This is a genomic window from Anaerotignum faecicola (genome assembly GCF_003865035.1).
GTDB lineage: Bacteria > Bacillota > Clostridia > Lachnospirales > Anaerotignaceae > Anaerotignum_A > Anaerotignum_A faecicola.
Window position 1 is genome coordinate 129,513 of sequence record NZ_BHVZ01000001.1, and the last position, 18,695, is coordinate 148,207.

The 18,695-nt window shown below is 51.8% G+C and carries 17 protein-coding genes; 16 read left to right on the plus strand and 1 reads right to left on the minus strand.

All coding sequences use genetic code 11. The annotated features are described in order from the left end of the window. The first annotated feature begins 75 nt into the window (after positions 1-75). From EJE48_RS00585 to EJE48_RS00660, 16 genes are all read left to right on the plus strand, one after another. The gene (locus EJE48_RS00585) at positions 76-552 is read left to right on the plus strand and encodes a PcfB family protein (RefSeq protein ID WP_117853068.1); all 477 of its coding nucleotides are present in this window, start codon (positions 76-78) and stop codon (positions 550-552) included. Then, a complete protein-coding gene (locus tag EJE48_RS00590; RefSeq protein WP_118235265.1) occupies positions 549-2,336 on the plus strand; it encodes a VirD4-like conjugal transfer protein, CD1115 family in 1,788 nt (595 codons plus the stop codon). Before EJE48_RS00585 ends, EJE48_RS00590 begins: the two co-directional genes overlap by 4 nt. Then, complete coding sequence (locus EJE48_RS00595; protein ID WP_005928546.1) at positions 2,329-2,541, plus strand: hypothetical protein; 213 nt, start codon at positions 2,329-2,331, stop codon at positions 2,539-2,541. Before EJE48_RS00590 ends, EJE48_RS00595 begins: the two co-directional genes overlap by 8 nt. Positions 2,542-2,751: 210 nt before the next feature. Continuing rightward, positions 2,752-2,967, plus strand: coding sequence for a Maff2 family mobile element protein (locus EJE48_RS00600; protein WP_005928550.1), 216 nt, complete (start codon positions 2,752-2,754; stop codon positions 2,965-2,967). Between the two features lie 16 nt (positions 2,968-2,983). Continuing rightward, on the plus strand, positions 2,984-3,853 hold the full coding sequence (locus EJE48_RS00605) for a VirB6/TrbL-like conjugal transfer protein, CD1112 family (protein WP_005928553.1): 870 nt from the start codon (positions 2,984-2,986) through the stop codon (positions 3,851-3,853). Positions 3,854-3,877: 24 nt separating this feature from the next. Beyond that, positions 3,878-4,288, plus strand: a complete 411-nt coding sequence (locus EJE48_RS00610; protein ID WP_005928557.1) for a PrgI family protein — start codon at positions 3,878-3,880, stop codon at positions 4,286-4,288. Then, positions 4,236-6,665: a VirB4-like conjugal transfer ATPase, CD1110 family gene (locus EJE48_RS00615; RefSeq protein ID WP_124984200.1), complete on the plus strand. Its 2,430-nt coding sequence runs from the start codon at positions 4,236-4,238 to the stop codon at positions 6,663-6,665. Before EJE48_RS00610 ends, EJE48_RS00615 begins: the two co-directional genes overlap by 53 nt. Then, complete coding sequence (locus EJE48_RS00620) at positions 6,662-7,543, plus strand: DNA-methyltransferase (protein ID WP_118660501.1); 882 nt, start codon at positions 6,662-6,664, stop codon at positions 7,541-7,543. Before EJE48_RS00615 ends, EJE48_RS00620 begins: the two co-directional genes overlap by 4 nt. A gap of 35 nt (positions 7,544-7,578) precedes the next feature. After that, positions 7,579-9,633: a CHAP domain-containing protein gene (locus EJE48_RS00625; RefSeq protein ID WP_118660503.1), complete on the plus strand. Its 2,055-nt coding sequence runs from the start codon at positions 7,579-7,581 to the stop codon at positions 9,631-9,633. Between the two features lie 33 nt (positions 9,634-9,666). After that, positions 9,667-9,924, plus strand: a complete 258-nt coding sequence (locus EJE48_RS00630) for a DUF4315 family protein (RefSeq protein WP_118592089.1) — start codon at positions 9,667-9,669, stop codon at positions 9,922-9,924. Then, a complete protein-coding gene (locus EJE48_RS00635; protein ID WP_170158610.1) occupies positions 9,914-10,615 on the plus strand; it encodes a DUF4366 domain-containing protein in 702 nt (233 codons plus the stop codon). Before EJE48_RS00630 ends, EJE48_RS00635 begins: the two co-directional genes overlap by 11 nt. Beyond that, entirely contained in the window at positions 10,612-12,708 is a 2,097-nt protein-coding gene (locus tag EJE48_RS00640) for a DNA topoisomerase 3 (RefSeq protein ID WP_118660505.1), read from the plus strand. The genes EJE48_RS00635 and EJE48_RS00640 overlap by 4 nt, the downstream gene beginning before the upstream one ends. Before the next feature lie 202 nt (positions 12,709-12,910). After that, complete coding sequence (locus EJE48_RS00645; protein WP_124984201.1) at positions 12,911-16,621, plus strand: YodL domain-containing protein; 3,711 nt, start codon at positions 12,911-12,913, stop codon at positions 16,619-16,621. A gap of 3 nt (positions 16,622-16,624) precedes the next feature. Then, positions 16,625-17,578 carry a hypothetical protein gene (locus EJE48_RS00650; RefSeq protein WP_005928610.1) on the plus strand — a complete coding sequence of 318 codons (954 nt, stop codon included), beginning with the start codon at positions 16,625-16,627 and terminating at the stop codon, positions 17,576-17,578. After that, on the plus strand, positions 17,575-17,787 hold the full coding sequence (locus EJE48_RS00655; protein WP_005928614.1) for a transposon-transfer assisting family protein: 213 nt from the start codon (positions 17,575-17,577) through the stop codon (positions 17,785-17,787). Before EJE48_RS00650 ends, EJE48_RS00655 begins: the two co-directional genes overlap by 4 nt. Next, a complete protein-coding gene (locus EJE48_RS00660; RefSeq protein WP_005928617.1) occupies positions 17,784-18,149 on the plus strand; it encodes a cysteine-rich VLP domain-containing protein in 366 nt (121 codons plus the stop codon). The genes EJE48_RS00655 and EJE48_RS00660 overlap by 4 nt, the downstream gene beginning before the upstream one ends. Positions 18,150-18,326: 177 nt before the next feature. On the opposite strand, the gene EJE48_RS00665 is transcribed toward EJE48_RS00660, so the two are convergent. After that, entirely contained in the window at positions 18,327-18,695 is a 369-nt protein-coding gene (locus EJE48_RS00665) for a DUF6050 family protein (protein WP_005928622.1), read from the minus strand.

The following is an 18,695-nucleotide window of genomic DNA, read 5'->3' on the forward strand; positions in this document are numbered from 1 at the left end:
GGCGTGAAGAACGGACGCCCTTTTTTCACGCCCAAAAGAACACTATCACTATCGGGAAAGGAGGAACGGTAAACATTGCAAGATGAAATCAACGAAAAAGTGGTTGCGCTCTCTGTCAAGGGAGCAAAGCTGACCGCTGAAATGCTGCAAAAGGCAATCAAAGCCATGCTTGCACAGGCAAAAAAGCAGCAGGAAAAACAGCCCCACGGGAAGCAGACCCTAAAGCAGCTTGCGAAGCAGAACGCGGGGCTTTCCAACATTGAGATAACCGAGGGCAATATCAAAGCCTTTGAGCAGACGGCAAAAAAATACGGTATCGACTTTGCCCTAAAGAAAGACAGCACCGAAACGCCGCCCCGTTATCTTGTATTTTTCAAGGGGCGGGACGCGGACGCTCTGACCGCAGCCTTTAAGGAGTTTTCCGCAAAGAAGCTGACACAGGAGCAAAAGCCCTCTATCCGAAAGGCACTTGCCACATTCCGGGACGCAGCAAAGCAGCTTAATGCGAACCGTCAAAAGACAAAACACAAGGACAGGGAGGTATCGCTATGAAGCCGAATATCAAGAAGCTGCTTATCCTAAACGCCCCCTATCTGCTCTTTGTGTATCTCTTTGATAAAGTCGGACAGGCGGTGCGGCTCTCTCCGGGGGCTGACCTCTCCGGCAAGCTGCTTTCCATTGGCAGCGGCTTTTCTGCCGCCTTTTCAAATGCCCTGCCGAGTTTCGCCCCTATGGACTTGCTTATCGGCATTGTCGGGGCTGTCGTTATCCGGCTTGCGGTCTATGTGAAAGGCAAGAACGCAAAGAAATACCGTAAGGGCATGGAGTACGGCTCTGCACGTTGGGGCAATGCCGAGGATATAAAGCCGTATATCGACCCCATTTTTGAAAATAACGTGCTGCTGACGCAGACCGAACGGCTGATGATGTCAAGCCGCCCGAAGCACCCGAAATATGCACGAAACAAAAATGTACTTGTCATCGGCGGCTCCGGCAGCGGCAAAACGAGGTTTTTTGTAAAGCCCAACTTAATGCAAATGCACAGCAGCTATGTAGTCACTGACCCGAAAGGAACGGTTTTAATCGAGTGCGGGAAGCTCTTGCAGCGGGGCGGGTACAAAATCAAAGTGCTAAACACCATCAATTTCAAGAAATCCATGCGGTACAATCCCTTCGCCTATCTGCGCAGCGAAAAGGATATTTTGAAACTGGTAAATACCATTATCGCCAACACCAAAGGCGACGGGGAAAAATCCGGCGAGGATTTTTGGGTGAAATCGGAACGGCTTTTTTACTGCGCCCTTATCGGCTACATCTGGTACGAAGCCCCGGAGAATGAGAAAAACTTTACGACGCTGCTTGAAATGATAAATGCGTCGGAAGCCCGCGAGGACGACCCGGAATTTCAATCCCCCGTTGACCTCATGTTTGAACGCTTGGAGGAAAAAGACCCGGAACATTTTGCGGTGCGCCAGTACAAGAAGTTTTTGCTGTCTGCCGGAAAAACAAGAAGCTCTATCCTCATTTCCTGCGGTGCGCGTCTTGCCCCCTTTGACATTCGGGAACTGCGCGAGCTGATGGAAACCGACGAAATGGAGCTTGACACCTTAGGCGACCGAAAGACCGCGCTTTTTGTTATTATCTCCGACACCGACGACACCTTTAACTTTGTTGTATCAATCCTTTACACACAGCTTTTCAATCTGCTTTGTGACAAGGCAGATGATGTGTACGGCGGGCGGCTACCTGTTCATGTGCGCTGTCTGCTTGACGAGTTTGCAAATATCGGGCAGATACCGAAGTTTGAAAAACTCATTGCCACGATAAGGAGCCGCGAAATCTCCGCGTCCATCATCTTGCAGAGCCAGTCGCAGCTAAAGGCTATCTACAAGGACAACGCCGATACCATTGTCGGCAACTGCGATACGACCCTGTTCTTGGGCGGCAAGGAGAAAACGACCCTTAAAGAAATGTCGGAAATCTTGGGGAAAGAAACCATTGACAGCTTCAACACTTCCGAAACAAGAGGACGGGAGCTTTCCCACGGGCTGAACTATCAGAAGTTAGGCAAGCAGCTTATGAGCGAAGATGAAATTGCGGTCATGGACGGCGGGAAATGTATCTTGCAACTACGCGGGGTGCGTCCGTTCTTCTCCGAAAAATACGATATTACCAAACACCCGAAGTACAAGTACCTTTCCGACTTTGACAAGAAAAATGCCTTTGACATGGAAAAGCACTTGCGCCGCCGTCCTGCAATCGTAAAGCCGGACGAGGTATTTGACTATTACGAAGTTGACGAAGCAGATTTGCAGGAGGACACAGAAAATGAATAAGCGTATCAGAAAGAAAAAGGCAAAACAGCAGCTAATCCGGGCTATCAGCGGGCTTGTGGAAGCTGCCGAGGAAATGCAGCGGGAACAGGAACGCAGGACAAGACAGGCAGGTATTTCCTATATCAAGTATATCGAAGCTGTCCGGGAACGGCAGTACGGCATTATGCCTGTCTACACACCACTTTTTGAAAAGGAGGGAGCTTAAAGTAAAAATAATAAACACGGGCTACATGGTACGCGCCCCTACTCCTTGCGCGTATCGCGGCAGGAAGCCGCACCCTTACAACTGAATACCGCCGCGCCGCAGCAACAAACGCAGCGCGGGGACTTATGACCGCGGCAGTTATCGAAAACTGACCGCCGTTTTTTATGCCCTTTTTCGGGCAGCCGCACAGCGGCAGAAAGGAGTTATATTATGGCATTTTTCAACAGCGCAGTAGGCGTTTTACAGACACTCGTTATCGCTCTCGGAGCAGGTCTTGGCATTTGGGGCGTTATCAACCTCTTGGAGGGCTACGGAAATGACAACCCAGGTGCAAAAAGCCAGGGCATGAAGCAGCTCATGGCGGGCGGCGGCGTTGCCCTTATCGGTGGCACCCTTGTACCTCTGCTTTCCGGCCTGTTCGGTTAAGCGGCGGGGTTAGCCTATGCAGAGCATACTTGACGCGATTAACGAATGGATAAAGGAAATCCTCATTGGAGCCATTAACGGTAATCTGTCAACTATGTTCGGGGACGTAAACGAAAAAGTCGGAACTATCGCCGCAGAGGTAGGACAAACCCCGCAGGGGTGGAACGCAGGCATATTTTCCATGATACAGAGTTTGTCGGAAAATGTGATTGTACCCATTGCGGGGCTTGTCATTACCTACGTTCTATGCGTGGAGCTTATCAGCATGGTAACGGAAAAGAACAATATGCACGATATTGACACGTTCATGTTCTTTAAGTGGTTTTTCAAGGCGTGGGTAGCGGTGTATCTCGTTACCCACACCTTTACTATCACTATGGCGGTGTTCGATATGGCGCAGCACGTTGTTTCCGGCGCAGCGGGCGTGATCGGCGGCAATACGAATATCGACGTTGACGCCGCCCTCTCGTCCATGCAAGCCGGACTTGACGCTATGGAAATCCCCGAACTGCTTTTGCTCGTTATGGAAACAAGCCTTGTGAGCCTTTGCATGAAAATCATGTCGGTGCTTATCACGGTTATCCTGTACGGCAGAATGATAGAAATTTACCTTTACTGTTCGGTATCGCCTATCCCGTTTGCAACTATGACCAACAGAGAGTGGGGGCAGATAGGCAACAACTACTTAAAAGCCCTGTTCGCCCTCGGTTTTCAAGGCTTCCTCATAATGATATGCGTCGGCATTTATGCGGTTTTGGTTGGCAGCATGATTGTAGCGGACAACCTGCACAGCGCGATTTTCTCCCTTGCAGCCTACACCGTGATTTTGTGCTTCTCCCTATTCAAAACAGGCGCACTTGCGAAGTCAATATTTAACGCCCATTAAAGACCGAAAGGAGGAGGTTTTCACTTGGCGTATGTACCCGTACCCAAAGACTTATCAAAAATCAAAACGAAAGTCGCTTTTAATCTGACAAAGCGGCAGATTATATGTTTTGCGGCAGCCCTCGCTATGGGACTACCGCTTTTCTTTTTGCTCAAAGACAGCGCGGGAACAAGCATGGCGGCATTTGCAATGATTGTCGTTATGCTTCCCTGCTTCCTCTTGGCAATGTATGAAAAACACGGGCAGCCCCTTGAAATCGTGATAAAGAACGTCATTCAGACAAAGTTTATCCGACCAAAGGAACGCCCCTATCAGACGGAAAATTTTTATGCCGTCATAGAAAAACAACGAAAACTGGAAAAGGAGGTATCGGCTATTGTCAATGGCAGAACGAAAAACCATGACCCGCGCGGTAAAAAATCCCGTGAAGCGTAAGCTGACCCGCGCAGAAAAGAAAGAAATCGCCGCCGTGATACAGGCGGCAAAGGGCGACGGGAAGCCCCACACCGCACAACAGACCATTCCCTACTTGCAGATGTACCCGGACGGGATTTGCAGGGTAACGGAAAAGAAATACAGTAAAAGCCTTGTCTTTGAAGATATTAACTATCAGCTTGCACAGGCAGATGATAAGACCGCCATTTTTGAAAACTGGTGCGATTTTCTCAACTACTTTGACGCTTCCGTTTTGGTGCAGCTCTCTTTCATCAATCAGGGCGCAAGAAAGGAAAAGGCACAGGCGGCTATCGAAATTCCGGCGCAGGACGACGCTTTTAACTCTATCCGCAGGGAGTACGCGGATATGCTGAAAAACCAGCTTGAAAAAGGCAACAACGGACTGGAAAAATGCAAGTACATTACCTTTTCCATTGAAGCGGACAATCTTGCGGCGGCAAAAGCACGTCTTTCCCGTATCGAAACCGACGTACTCAATAATTTTAAGGTGCTTGGCGTAACAGCCCGCCCCATGAACGGACAGGAACGCTTGAACGTACTGCATGGGATTTTCCACCCGGAGGGCGAGCCGTTCCGCTTCTCTTGGGACTGGCTTGTACCGTCGGGGCTTACCACAAAGGACTTTATCGCCCCGTCCTCGTTCCGTTTTGGCGACGGGCGCACATTCCGCATGGGGCGTAAGCTCGGTGCGGTTAGTTTCCTTGAAATCCTCGCGCCGGAGCTGAATGACCGTATGCTTTCGGACATTCTCGACCTTGAAAACGGGATAATCGTCAATCTGCATATCCGCAGTATCGACCAGAGCGAAGCAATCAAGACTATCAAGCGCAAGATAACCGACCTCGACAAGATGAAGATTGAGGAACAGAAAAAAGCGGTACGCAGCGGGTATGACATGGATATAATTCCGTCCGACCTTGCTACTTTCGGCAGCGAAGCAAAAAATCTGTTGCAGGATTTACAGAGCCGCAACGAGCGAATGTTTCTGCTGACGTTCCTTGTGGTAAACATGGCAGACACAAAACGGAAACTGGATAATGACATCTTTGCTACGGCGGGCTTTGCACAGAAAAATAACTGCGCTCTGACCCGCCTTGACTATTTGCAGGAAGCGGGCTTTATGTCCTCTATCCCTCTTGGAGAGAACCTTATCCCCATTCAAAGAGGGCTTACCACATCAAGCACCGCTATTTTTATCCCGTTCATCACACAGGAGCTTTTTCAGCGGGGCGCAGCCCTTTACTACGGCTTAAATGCGCTGTCAAATAACATGATACTCTGCGACCGCAAGCAACTGAAAAATCCCAACGGGCTTATCCTCGGAACGCCGGGAAGCGGTAAATCCTTTGCGGCAAAGCGGGAAATGACAAACGCCTTTCTCATTACTGACGACGATATTATTATCTGCGACCCGGAAGCAGAATATTTTTCCCTTGTGCAGCGATTGGGCGGGCAAGTGATACGCCTGTCGCCTGCCGGAAAAGGCATGGACGGTAAGCCCCAGTATGTGAACCCTATGGATATTAACTTAAACTACTCCGAGGACGACAACCCGCTTGCCTTGAAATCCGACTTTATCCTTTCCCTCTGTGAGCTTGTTATCGGCGGCAAAGAGGGCTTGCAGCCCGTGGAAAAGACCGTCATTGACCGCGCCGTTAGGAATGTGTACCGACCTTTCCTTGCTGACCCCGACCCGGCAAAAATGCCTATCTTGGGCGACCTCTACAACGAACTGCTGAAACAGCCGGAGCCGGAAGCTGCCCGCATTGCGGCGGCATTGGAGCTTTATGTTTCGGGAAGTCTGAACGTCTTTAACCACAGAACGAATGTAGAGCTTTCTAACCGCCTTGTCTGCTTTGATATTAAGCAGCTTGGAAAGCAGCTCAAGAAATTAGGTATGCTCATTGTGCAAGACCAGGTGTGGAACCGCGTTACCGTAAACCGCGCCGAGAAAAAGGCAACCCGTTACTATATGGACGAATTTCATTTGCTTTTGAAAGAGGAACAGACCGCAGCCTATTCCGTGGAGATTTGGAAGCGTTTTCGTAAATGGGGCGGCATACCGACGGCAATCACACAGAACGTCAAAGACCTTTTAAGCAGCCGCGAAGTCGAGAATATCTTTGAAAACTCCGATTTTGTCCTCATGCTCAATCAAGCCGCAGGCGACCGGGCTATCCTTGCAAAGCAGCTTAACATCTCCCCGCAGCAGATGAAGTATGTAACCCACACCGAAGCAGGCGAGGGGCTTATCTTTTACGGGAATGTGGTGCTGCCGTTCATTGACCGCTTCCCAACCGACACCGAGCTTTACCGTCTGCTTACGACAAAGCCGGAGGAAGTGAGCAAGCCATGAAAACGGACGTAATCATCAACCGCGACGCCCTCTATGCCCTGCGGGAGCTGCCGAGTGAAAGCGTGAACTGCTGCGTCACAAGCCCGCCCTACTATGGACTTAGGGACTACGGGCTTGACGCACAGATTGGACGGGAGGACACGCCGGAGCAGTACATTGACAGGCTTGTAGAAGTATTCCGGGAGCTGCGCCGGGTACTCAAAGACGACGGGACGTTTTGGCTGAATATCGCAGACACTTACTGCGGCACAGGCATGAAAGCGGGCTGCAAGCAAAAGGATTTAATCGGTATTCCGTGGCAGCTTGCTTTTGCCCTGCGCTCTGACGGGTGGTATTTACGCAGCGATATTATCTGGCTGAAAGAAAATCCTATGCCGGAGAGCTGCCGCGACCGACCGAGCCGCTGCTATGAGCATATCTTTTTACTGACGAAATCAAAGAAATATTACTATGACGCTGCCGCCATTGCAGAGCCGATTGCGCCGGGAACGGCTGCGCGGTACCGGCAGGGGCGCGGCGCAGGACACAAATATGCCGAGGAAATACCCGGACAGGGCAAGGTACAGGGTATCAATAAAACCCGCAGCGGCGGCTATTATGACGACGCTCTTATGCCGACCACAAGGAACAAGCGGGACGTTTGGCTTATCAATACCGTACCGTATAAGGGCGGGCATTTTGCCGCCTATCCCCCGAAGCTCGCGGAAACGTGCATACTGGCGGGCTGTCCGGCAGGCGGCGTTGTCCTTGACCCTTTCTTTGGAAGCGGCACCACCGGGCTTGCAGCGAAAAGCCTTGACCGCCGCTATATCGGCATTGAACTGAACGCCGAGTATTGCGCCCTTGCAGGGGCGCGGATTGGAGGTGCAGAACCATAAAGCAATACAAACCTCGTGATAAAATCACGCAGAAAATGACCCGCGACGGGGCTATCGCAGAAAATCAGACCACGGGAGACACGGAACGTATCAGCAAGCGGACGCAGGACGCGGATTTTCAGAAATCCCCGGAGCAACAGGCAGCACAGCTACAAGGTGCAGCTTCCCCGACTTCTCCCTTGCCCCATGTGCCGGGAGCTGCCCCCAAAGCGGACACAGGCAAAACGGAGCGCGTCATGGAGCATATCGAAGCCGCCCATACCCGCAAAGCGTCTAAAAAAGCGGTACGAAAGGCACAGGCGGAAGCTACCGCCGGGACGAAATCTTCCCGGCTGCAATTTACCGACGAGGAACGCGCTGCCCCGGAGCTTGAAAAGTATATCAAGAAATCCGACAAAGCCGCCGACCGCTTGGATAAGGCAAAGGCAGCTATCCCCAAAGAAAAGAAACTGGTAAAAGAGCGCACCTTTGACGAAACCACCGGGAAAGGCAAGACCCGCCTGCACTTTGAGGAAAAGGACAAGCCGCCCGGATTTAAGGAGAAGCACAACCCGCTATCCCGCCCCACACAGGAAGCCGGGATTTTGGTACATAACAAAATCCATTCTGTCGAAAAGGATAATTCCGGCGTGGAGGGCGCACACAAGAGCGAGGAAGCCGCAGAACGGGGATTGAAGTACGGGGCGCGGAAAATCAAGCAGGGCTACCGCAACCATAAGCTGAAACCCTACCGGGAAGCGGCAAAGGCTGAAAAAGCTGCTTTCAAGGCAAACGTGGATTTTCAGTATCATAAGACCCTGCATGATAACCCACAGCTTACCTCTAACCCTATTTCCCGTTTTTGGCAGAAACAGCAGATTAAAAAGCAGTATGCAAAGGAAGCCCGCAATACTGCAAAGGGTATCAAGGGCGCAGCGGAACGCACCCGCAAAGCGGCAGCCAAAGCCGCCGAGAAAACGAAGCAGACAGCGGCGTTTGTGGCAAGACACCCGGCGGGCGTGGCAATCGCTGTCGGGGCGCTGCTACTTTTCATTATGCTTCTGTCCGGGCTGTCCTCTTGTGGTGCAATGTTTTCCGGCACGTTAAACGGCGTGCTTGGAACGTCTTATACCTCCGAGGACAGCGACCTTGTGGAAGTGGAAAATGCCTATGCCGGACTGGAAAGCGGGCTGCAAAACGAGATTGACGCTATCGAAAGCACCCACCCCGGCTATGACGAGTACCGCTATGACCTTGCAAATATCGGGCATAACCCCCACGAATTAGCGTCCTATCTGACCGCAAAATACCAAAGCTACACCCGCGCCGAGGTACAGAGCGAATTACAACGGATTTTCAATCAGCAATACAAGCTGACGCTGACCGAGGAAGTGGAAATACGCTACCGGGAGGAAGAACGCACCGACACATGGACAGACGAGGACGGCAACGAGCATACGGACACCTATACGGTACAAGTGCCTTATGAGTATTACATCTTAAACGTCAAGATGACGAACACCCCGCTATCCACCATTGCGGAAAATAATCTGCCCCCGGAACAACTGGAAATGTACCGGGTGTACTTGCAGACAAGCGGGAACAAGCCCCTTATCTTTGGCGGCGGCTCTCCCGACACTTCCGCGTCCGAGGATTTAAGCGGCGTGGACTTTGTAAACGGAACGCGCCCCGGTAATACCGCTATCGTTGACCTTGCAAAGCAGCAAGTCGGAAATGTGGGCGGCTATCCGTATTGGAGCTGGTACGGCTTCAACTCCCGCGTGGAATGGTGCGCCTGTTTCGTGTCCTGGTGCTACGGGCAAATGGGACTTTCCGAGCCGCGCTTTGCCGCCTGCCAGTCGCAGGGTATTCCGTGGTTTACCTCTCACGGGCAATGGGGCGCGCGGGGCTATGAGAACATTGCCCCCGGTGACGCTATCTTTTTTGACTGGGATTTAGACGGAAGCGCAGACCATGTAGGGCTTGTTATCGGCAGGGACGCAAACCGCGTTTATACCGTGGAGGGCAATTCCGGCGACGCCTGCAAGATTAAGAGCTATCCCCTTGACTATGCCTGTATCAAAGGGTACGGGCTGATGAACTGGAACTGACACATTTTTGAAAATCGAAAGGAGAAAAAATTTATGGCAATGAGTAAAATCGAAAGAATTGAAAAGGAAATCCAAAAGACCCGTGAGAAAATCACGGAGTATCAGAACAAGCTGCGCGGACTGGAAGCACAGAAAACCGAAGCGGAAAACCTTGAAATCGTGCAGCTTGTACGCGCTATGCGTCTGACCCCGCAGGAGCTTACCGCTATGCTTTCCGGCAACGGTATTCCGGGCATTGCCCCTATGCCCACAGACTATGACGAACAGGAGGACAATGCAGATGAAGAATAAAATCCTTGCAAGCATTACCGCACTTTGCGCCGCCCTTGTCCTTGTGGGCGGCTTTTCCGTTACTGCCTACGCGCAGACCCCGACAGAGGAAACCGACGACAGCGGCGTAATCGTGGAAACCGAACCGCAGCCCCTTACCCCGGAGGGCAACATGACCCTTGTGGACGACATCGACGGGGACGCTGCCGAGGATAAGCAGTTTATCGTCGTGAAAAGCAAAGGCGGCAACTATTTTTACATTATCGTTGACCGGGCAGCCGAGGGCGAAAATTCCGTCCACTTCCTAAATCAAGTAGACGAAAGCGACCTTATGGCGATTATCGGGGAGGAACAGACCGAGCAGCCCCCGGCTGTCTGCAACTGTACCGAGAAATGCAAGGCGGGCGAAGTAAACACCGCCTGCCCCGTCTGCTCCGCAGCCATGAATAACTGCACAGGCAAGGAAGCCGAGCCGGAAGCACCCGCAGAGCCGGAGAAACCCAAAAACAGCATGGGCGGGCTTCTCATTTTCCTTGTTGTGGGACTTCTTGGCGGCGGCGCAGCCCTCTACTACGTTAAGTTTATGAAACCGAAGCAGAGCGTAAAAGGCGGCACCGACCTTGACGAATTTGATTTTGACGAATACGACGAGGACGAGCCGGAGGAAGAAGCTGACAGCGCAGATACCGAACAGGAGGACGAGGAAGCATGAAACTTGTGATTTGTGAGAAGCCCAGCGTCGGGGCGGCGGTTGCCGCCGCCCTTGGCGTTACGGGCAGAAAAGACGGATATATCGAGGGAAACGGCTACCTCATTTCTTGGTGTATCGGGCATTTGGTACAGCTTTCCGAAGCTGCCGCCTATGGGGAACAGTACAAGAAATGGAGCTATGACAGCTTACCCATTCTGCCGCAGGAATGGCAGTACACCGTAGCTGCCGACAAGGGAAAACAATTCAAAATCTTAAAAGACCTCATGCACCGCGCCGACGTTTCGGAAGTCGTGAACGCCTGCGACGCAGGACGCGAGGGCGAGTTGATTTTCCGATTTGTCTATCATCAAGCGGGCTGCAAGAAGCCCTTTACCCGTCTTTGGATTTCCTCAATGGAAAACGAAGCAATCCGAAGTGGCTTTGACAATCTGAAGGACGGGCGGGAATACGACGCCCTCTACCATTCCGCACTATGCAGGGCAAAGGCTGACTGGCTTATCGGCATTAACGCGACCCGCCTTTTCTCCTGCCTGTATGGAAAGACCTTGAACGTGGGGCGTGTGCAGACCCCGACCCTCAAAATGCTTGTAGACCGGGACGCTGCGATTACAGGCTTTCAGAAAGAAACCTACTACCATGTGCGCCTTACTCTCCCCGGCGCAGAAGCGGCAAGCGCGAAGATCTGCGCCGCTGATGAAGCGGGCAAACTGAAAGCAGCCTGCGAAGCGTCGGCGGCTGTCTGTACTTCCCTTGTGAAAGAAAAGAAAACCATTGCCCCGCCGAAGCTCTTTGACCTTACCAGTTTACAGCGGGAAGCAAACCGTATTTACGGGTACACCGCGAAGCAGACCCTTGACCTGGCGCAAGCCCTCTATGAAAAGAAGCTCTTGACCTATCCGAGAACGGACAGCGCATTTCTGACCGACGACATGGGAGAAACAGCGACGGGCATTATCAAGGTGCTTTGTGAGAAACTTTCCTTTATGGAGGGCGCGGATTTTTCGCCGGAGATTGCAAAGGTGCTGAACAGTAAAAAGGTATCAGACCACCACGCAATCATTCCCACTATGGAGCTTGCAAAGGCTGACCTTACCGCGCTGCCGGAAAGCGAGCGCAATATCCTGACCCTTGCCGGGGCGCGTCTGCTTATGGCAACCGCAGAGCCGCACGTTTACGAAGCGGTAACGGCGGTTTTCTCCTGCGCCGACCATGAATTTACGGCAAAGGGAAAGGCGGTAATCGCTGCCGGGTGGAAAGAGATTGAACGGCTTTACCGGGCGACCCTCAAAAAGAAGCCGGACAGCGACGACGAAAACGAGCTTGTGTTAGATGTGCCGGACTTTTCCGAGGGGCAGACCTTTGAAAATCCGGCGGCAAAAGTGACAGAGCATGCCACCACGCCCCCGAAGCCCCACAATGAAGCAAGTCTTTTGTCGGCTATGGAACGCGCCGGGAATGAGGACACCGACCCGGACGCAGAACGCCGGGGGCTTGGTACGCCTGCCACCCGCGCCGCCGTCATTGAAAAGTTAGTCAAAGGCGGCTTTGTGGAGCGCAAGGGCAAGCAGCTATTTCCCACCAAAGACGGCACAAACCTTGTCTGCGTCCTGCCGGATAGTCTGACCTCTCCGCAGCTTACGGCTGCATGGGAAAACAATCTGACGCAGATTGCAAAGGGCAACGCCGACCCTGCCGCTTTCATGCAGGGAATTGAAGCAATGGCACAGGGGCTTGTAAAAACCTACGCTTCCGTGTTGGGTGAGAAACAAGAGCTTTTCAAGACAGAAAAAACAGAGATTGGGAAGTGTCCCCGCTGCAAGTCCCCGGTCTATGAGGGAAAGAAAAACTACTACTGTTCCAACAAAGAGTGCGGCTTTACCATGTGGAAAAATGACCGCTTCTTTGAGGAACGTAAAACCGTCTTTACCCGGTCGATTGCCGCAGCACTCTTAAAATCCGGCAAGGTAAAAGTCAAAAAGCTGTACTCTCCGAAAACAGGCAAAACCTATGACGGAACGGTACTTTTAGCTGATACGGGCGGCAAGTATGTGAATTACAAAGTAACCATTTCAAAGGACAAAGAACTGGAATAGCAAGCATAGGAAGCGGGTACCCACTTCCGTAAAATCCCTGCCACTCTAACCGAGCTTGGCGGGGATTTTGCTTGTTGGGAAGTTTCCCAACCCCTCTAAAAATCCTCAAAAATCTTTGGCAGAAATGCGGGCGCACCGTAGTAGGACTATGTAACCACAAACGCAGCGTCCGCGCTGCCATACGCGAAAGGAGGTTTTACACATGGCAAGTTTGCGCGACAGCGTAAAGGACTATCAAGAGGAACTTAGGGACGGTATTGCATGGGTAGCATTTTGGAAAGAGGGACGTTCATGGAACGCCGAGCTGTTTCATCTTGAAGTGGACGGTACTTTAGAACCGTTTGACAGGAGCCGGTTAGAGGAAATCAAGGCGGCTGACCCCGCCGCCGTTATTCTAAACGGCTACTACTGCGGGCATTTAGGCGAGAATATGAGCCTTGACGAGCTGACCGCCGGAGTGCGCCACCACTACAAAAACGGCACAAATGACGTTGCCGGATTTATCGAAGCCCACGACGACAGACTTCCCCCGGAGCTTATCGAGGAAGCAAGAGCCGCCGCCCATGCAGCGGGGCTTCCCTTTTCCGAAAAGCCATACCGGGACGGGGAAGATTTTGACCCTTATATATTTGACGGAAGCATGAGCATTGAGGACTACGAGCTTATGCACCGCATGATTGAAAAAGAAAGGAGCGAGCAAATGGACGAATGGAAAACAGGTTATTCCTCATACGACCGCGACAGACTGGAAGCCGCCGACAAGATGAAGATTGAGCGCGGTATCTATTTTGACACGAAAAACGCGGACATTTCCCCGCTGACCGCCTTACCTCTTGCCGAGCTTGTGAAGCTGCGGGAGGAAAGCGCGGTTGCGGAACAGACTGTTTTTGAAAATCTGAAAGTACAGGCTTCCGCATGGGAGGAACAGGCAGGAAAGACCCTGCTATTTGACAAAGCGATTGAGTATGCGAGAATACCCGAAGTGAAGCATACGGCGAACAAGTGGCAGGACGAGGACAACGACCGCCACACCATCAGCAACCGGGTATATAAAATGAGCTACCATGTGTATGAAAATACCCGCTACGACAGAAAAGCAGAGAAATCTATCCCGTACTCCTATACGTTATCTTGGAACATCTACACCAACAGCCCCCACGGGTACGGACAGGCAAAAATTGCCGGACAGGACAGAAAGGTATTTGCTGACCGGGCAGCTATGGAAAAATATCTGAACGGGCGTATCAAGGCGTATGAAAAACTTTTTACGGAAATCTCCCCGGCTATCCCGCCGGAATACGCGGAACAGTTTAGGGTAAACGGACAGCTCTTACCAGGCTACACCGTAGAGGGCGAGGAAATCAAGCAGCCCGCCGCCGACATTTCCGCCGCTGCACCGAGAACCGAACCGGGACAGGAAACGGAACAGTTTGCAATCCTGATTGACAGCCGCACCCGCTTTGAAACGGGAGAACCGGGTGGCTACTGGCTTTCCATGCCCGCCACAAAGGAAGAACTTCACAAAGCTATGCGAAGCGTCGGCATTACCGCTGACAATCCGCAGGATTTTTTCATTCATGGGTATTCTGACCGGGAGGACAGACACATTGCCCTGCCGTATGACATGGTATGCGCGGCACAGGTGGACGAGCTGAACTTCCTTGCGGCAAGACTGGAAACCCTTGACGCTTCCGGGATTGCCGCGCTGAACGCAGCCACGCAGCGCAGGAATGGTTTTGAGAATATCGGGCAGCTCATTGACTTTACCTATAACGAGGACTTTTTCGTGCATATCCCCGAAGTCCACACGCCCCGCGAATTGGGCGATTATTACCTTAACAAATCCGGCATGGTGCAAATGCCCGCTGAATGGAAAAACAGCATTGACCCTATCGCCTTTGGACGAAACGCCGCCGCGCAGGAAAAAGGCAGCTTTACGGAATACGGCTACCTTGTGGAAAGCGGCGACGAATGGGAGAAACACTTTGAGGGACGGGACGTGCCGGAGGAATACCGCATTATGAGCTACCCGCAGCCGACCATCGAACTGGACGCAGCCCCGGCAGTACAGGCGACTGTTCCCGAAGCAACGCCGCAGGAGCCGCGCCCGGTTATCCCCATTGTCTTAACTTCCGAGAAGCCCGCCGAAAAGCTCAAAGAGATAACCGACCGCTTGGAGCAAGGCATTACGGAACTGTTCGACAGCGAGCGTTACAAGGAATATCTGCGCGTCATGTCAAAGTTTCATAATTACAGCTTTAACAATACGCTGCTGATCGCCATGCAAAAGCCCGACGCTTCCCTTATCGCCGGATTTTCCGCATGGAAAAATAACTTTGGACGAAACGTGATGAAAGGACAAAAGGGTATCAAAATCCTTGCCCCGTCGCCGTTCAAGATTAAAAAAGAAATGGAGAAAATCGACCCGCAGACACAGAAAGCCATTATCGGCAAAGACGGAAAGCCCGTAACCGAGGAAAAGGAAATCACAATCCCCGCCTTTAAGGTGGTATCGGTCTTTGACGTATCGCAGACCGAGGGCAGGGAAATCCCCGATATTGCCGTAAATATGCTGACCGGGGACGTGGAGCATTACAAGGAGGTTTTCGCTGCCCTTGAAAAGACTTCTCCTGTTCCTGTCGGCTTTGAAAAAATCGAGGGCGGCGCACATGGTTACTACCACTTGGAGGACAAGCGTATTGCCCTTGATGAGGGCATGAGCGAGCTGCAAACCTTAAAGACCCTTATCCATGAAATCGCCCATGCGAAGCTGCACGACATTGACCTAAACGCCCCTTTGGAGGACTTGGAGAACAGACCCGACCGCCGCACCCGTGAGGTGCAGGCAGAAAGTATTGCCTATACCGTGTGCCAGCATTACGGGCTTGATACTTCCGATTATTCCTTTGGGTATGTTGCCGGGTGGAGTGCCGGACGGGACCTTGCCGAACTGAAAAGCTCCCTTGAAACAATCCGCAGCACCGCAGCGGAAATCATCAACAGCATTGATGAACATATCGCAGAGCTGCAAAAGGAACAGGCGCAGGACGCTCCGAGGGAGAAAGCCGCCATGCAGGAGTACATTTACAAGATTGAAGCCAACCCCCGCACAACGGGCGACAACGACCGCTTTTTCCTGCAAGCCTATCTCCCGCAGGAAAACGGCAGGGCAAAAATCGGGGACGTGCTGTATATCGGCAGCCTTGCAAAATGCCGGGAACTCATGGGCGGGCTGAACGCCGGAGAGCTGACGCAGGGAGAAGTAAAGGAGCTATATGCAAAGGCGCAGGAAGCCGAAGCCGACAAAGACACCTTTTCCATTTATCAGCTAAAGCAAGGGGACGAAACGCGGGACTTCCGCTTTGAGCCTTACGACCGCCTGCAGGCGGCGGGAAATGTGGTTGATAAGACAAACTATGAGCTTGTCTATTCCGCAGAGCTTACGCCGGGTACTTCCCTTGAAGATATTTACACCCGTTTCAATATCGACCACCCGAAAGATTTTAAGGGACACAGCCTTTCCGTTTCCGACGTGGTAGTGCTTCATCAGAACGGACAGGACGCGGCGCATTATGTAGATAGTTTCGGCTACAAGGAAGTGCCGGAGTTTTTGCAGGAGCAGACACAACAGCCGGAAAAGATAAACCCGCTAAAGCACGTCGAGGACACAATCGAGCAGAACGACAACAACTTTGACGGTATCATCAACAACACCCCTACGGTTGACGAACTGGAAGCAAAGGTAAAAGCCGGGGAACAGATTTCCCTTGTTGACCTTGCAGAAGCGATTAAGGCAGACAAAGAACGCGGCAAAGAAAAGCCCTCTATCCGGGCGCAGCTTAAAGCTGACAAAGAACGGACGGGGAAAAAGAAGAACGCAAAGCAGAAGTCGCAGGACTTGGAAAGGAGCTGACACATGAGCAAATTAAATAAATTTGAAGATGTAGACGTGTTCGCTTCCCTCGATGCGATTATGAAGCAGAATACAGGCTTTTACCAAAGCGATTTTGATATTGACAGGGAGATTATCGCAAAAACGGCGGCAAGCGCAAGTAAAGAGGATAAGACCCTCTTATGGTTTTGCCGCCCGTCCGGGACGCATTGCTTCCGGGAGCGTGACGTTTTCCTAAAGGACACCGCGCCCCATAATACCTGGCGTTTTTACATGGAGCAGACAAGCGACCGTATTCTTGCCTATGCAATCGAGCTGACAGGCAAGGAGCATGGAAAAATCAAGGGCAATCTGTATGAACTTGACTATTCCCGCCATTATGAGCGCGTCAAAGAAAAAGGGCTGCCCGCCGATACGGTAAAGCTGATTTATGAGCGCGGGGAGCAGATGATACCCGCCGGACAGTATTTCAACGGAAGCCCAGACCCGCAGTTTGGGAAGTTTGAACGCTTTGAAGCCATACCCAACGACCCGGACGCTCTTAAATGGCTCTTACGGGAGGAACACCGCAACAGGGAGCAGCTTCCACCGGGAGATTTTAAGGCCCATATCGCCGCATTGCATGACGGACTGATTGAAACGGAAGCACGGCGCATTGTGCGGGAAATGAAGCGGCATGACACGCCGAACAGCCCGAACAAGACCCATTTCATGGTGGAGCTTTCCCCAGCGTTCATGCAGCTTGCGAACACAAAGGACATTGACCGCCTTTTCTCCATGCTGCCTTACAAGACCCTTTCCTTTTCCAAAATCGAGGGCAGACATGGAACGTATGCGCTGATTGACAAGGGAGAGAACCGGGACAAAGAGATTAAAAAGCCCCGCCCCTCTGTCCGGGCGCAGCTTGCCGCAGACAAGAAAACAGCCGCCCCGAAAAAGTCAGCGGCAAAAAGAAAAAATCACGATTTGGAGGTATGAGCATGAATAGATTTACTGTTGAGGAAACAAACCTTTTGAGCATTTACCATGAGGGAAGCAAGGCGCAGCTTATTGAGAACATGACCGCTGCGCTGCCTTACATGGACGCGGGATTACGGGAGCTTGCAGAGCGCACCATTTCCAAAGTGAACGCGCTGACCGACGCCGAGTACAAAGAGCTTTCCGTTTATCCTGCTGATGAAGTATGACCGGGATTAAGCGGCTGACGCCGCGACAAAGCCGCAAGGTAAACACCCTTGTGAAAAAGGAGTGCTGCAACTGCGAGAATGGCAACTGTATTTTACTGGACGACGGGGACACTTGCGTATGCCCGCAGCTCATTTCCTATTCCCTGCTCTGTAAGTGGTTTCGGATTGCCGTACTTCCTCTTGATAAGCTGCTCTATGCGGAACTCTATCAGACCGAGGACAGAAAGAAATGTACCGTGTGCGGCGCGTTCTTTGCGTCCACCTCTAACAGCGTCAAATACTGCCCGGACTGTCGGAAGCGGATTACCCGCAGACAGGCAGCCGAGCGCATGAGAAAACGGCGCGCTCTTGTTACGCGGTAAGGGCGAAAAAAGCCTTGTTTTACAGGCTTCTGACAACCGTTTCCTCATAGGGCAAGGGCTTTATACCTTTTCCCTTAAAAACGGCGTTCTACTGCGTAACATTTCAGAACTGCACCCATAAGAAAACCGGGGCGCGGATAGTCTTTACTGACTGTCTGCGTCCCGGTTTTTCCTTTGCTATTTTTCCATGTTGATTTGAGGGGTTGCGCCCTTATCTGTGGTAAGTAAACGGTATATCGTAAGGGGGATATACCATGCAGCCACGACGAGCCGCCATATCAAAATGACCCCACCGATAATGCCGCCCAAAATGAAGTTGAGGGCAATGATACCCACCGTTCCGGCTATGTCATACCCATGCGGTACAAGCCATACGAACATACGGCGAATACCAAAGGGAATACCGCAGCACAGCCACACATAAAAGTAATTGGTCTGCCCGTCCTCTGTAAAGACGTTCTTAAACATGAAGAATAAAAACAATGCGATAACGGCGGGCAAAACGGTTCTCTTAAAAAAGTCTTTCCAAATTTCCCCGCGTGTCAT

Coding starts and splice junctions, on each gene's coding strand:
- EJE48_RS00655 (WP_005928614.1), top strand. CDS start 17,575: ATGAGCATGAATAGATTTACTGTTGAGGAAACAAACCTTTTGAGCATT.
- EJE48_RS00650 (WP_005928610.1), top strand. CDS start 16,625: ATGAGCAAATTAAATAAATTTGAAGATGTAGACGTGTTCGCTTCCCTC.
- EJE48_RS00630 (WP_118592089.1), top strand. CDS start 9,667: ATGGCAATGAGTAAAATCGAAAGAATTGAAAAGGAAATCCAAAAGACC.
- EJE48_RS00640 (WP_118660505.1), top strand. CDS start 10,612: ATGAAACTTGTGATTTGTGAGAAGCCCAGCGTCGGGGCGGCGGTTGCC.
- EJE48_RS00590 (WP_118235265.1), top strand. CDS start 549: ATGAAGCCGAATATCAAGAAGCTGCTTATCCTAAACGCCCCCTATCTG.
- EJE48_RS00665 (WP_005928622.1), bottom strand. CDS start 18,695: ATGACACGCGGGGAAATTTGGAAAGACTTTTTTAAGAGAACCGTTTTG.
- EJE48_RS00635 (WP_170158610.1), top strand. CDS start 9,914: ATGAAGAATAAAATCCTTGCAAGCATTACCGCACTTTGCGCCGCCCTT.
- EJE48_RS00605 (WP_005928553.1), top strand. CDS start 2,984: ATGCAGAGCATACTTGACGCGATTAACGAATGGATAAAGGAAATCCTC.
- EJE48_RS00625 (WP_118660503.1), top strand. CDS start 7,579: ATGACCCGCGACGGGGCTATCGCAGAAAATCAGACCACGGGAGACACG.
- EJE48_RS00645 (WP_124984201.1), top strand. CDS start 12,911: ATGGCAAGTTTGCGCGACAGCGTAAAGGACTATCAAGAGGAACTTAGG.
- EJE48_RS00620 (WP_118660501.1), top strand. CDS start 6,662: ATGAAAACGGACGTAATCATCAACCGCGACGCCCTCTATGCCCTGCGG.
- EJE48_RS00595 (WP_005928546.1), top strand. CDS start 2,329: ATGAATAAGCGTATCAGAAAGAAAAAGGCAAAACAGCAGCTAATCCGG.
- EJE48_RS00600 (WP_005928550.1), top strand. CDS start 2,752: ATGGCATTTTTCAACAGCGCAGTAGGCGTTTTACAGACACTCGTTATC.
- EJE48_RS00615 (WP_124984200.1), top strand. CDS start 4,236: ATGGCAGAACGAAAAACCATGACCCGCGCGGTAAAAAATCCCGTGAAG.
- EJE48_RS00660 (WP_005928617.1), top strand. CDS start 17,784: ATGACCGGGATTAAGCGGCTGACGCCGCGACAAAGCCGCAAGGTAAAC.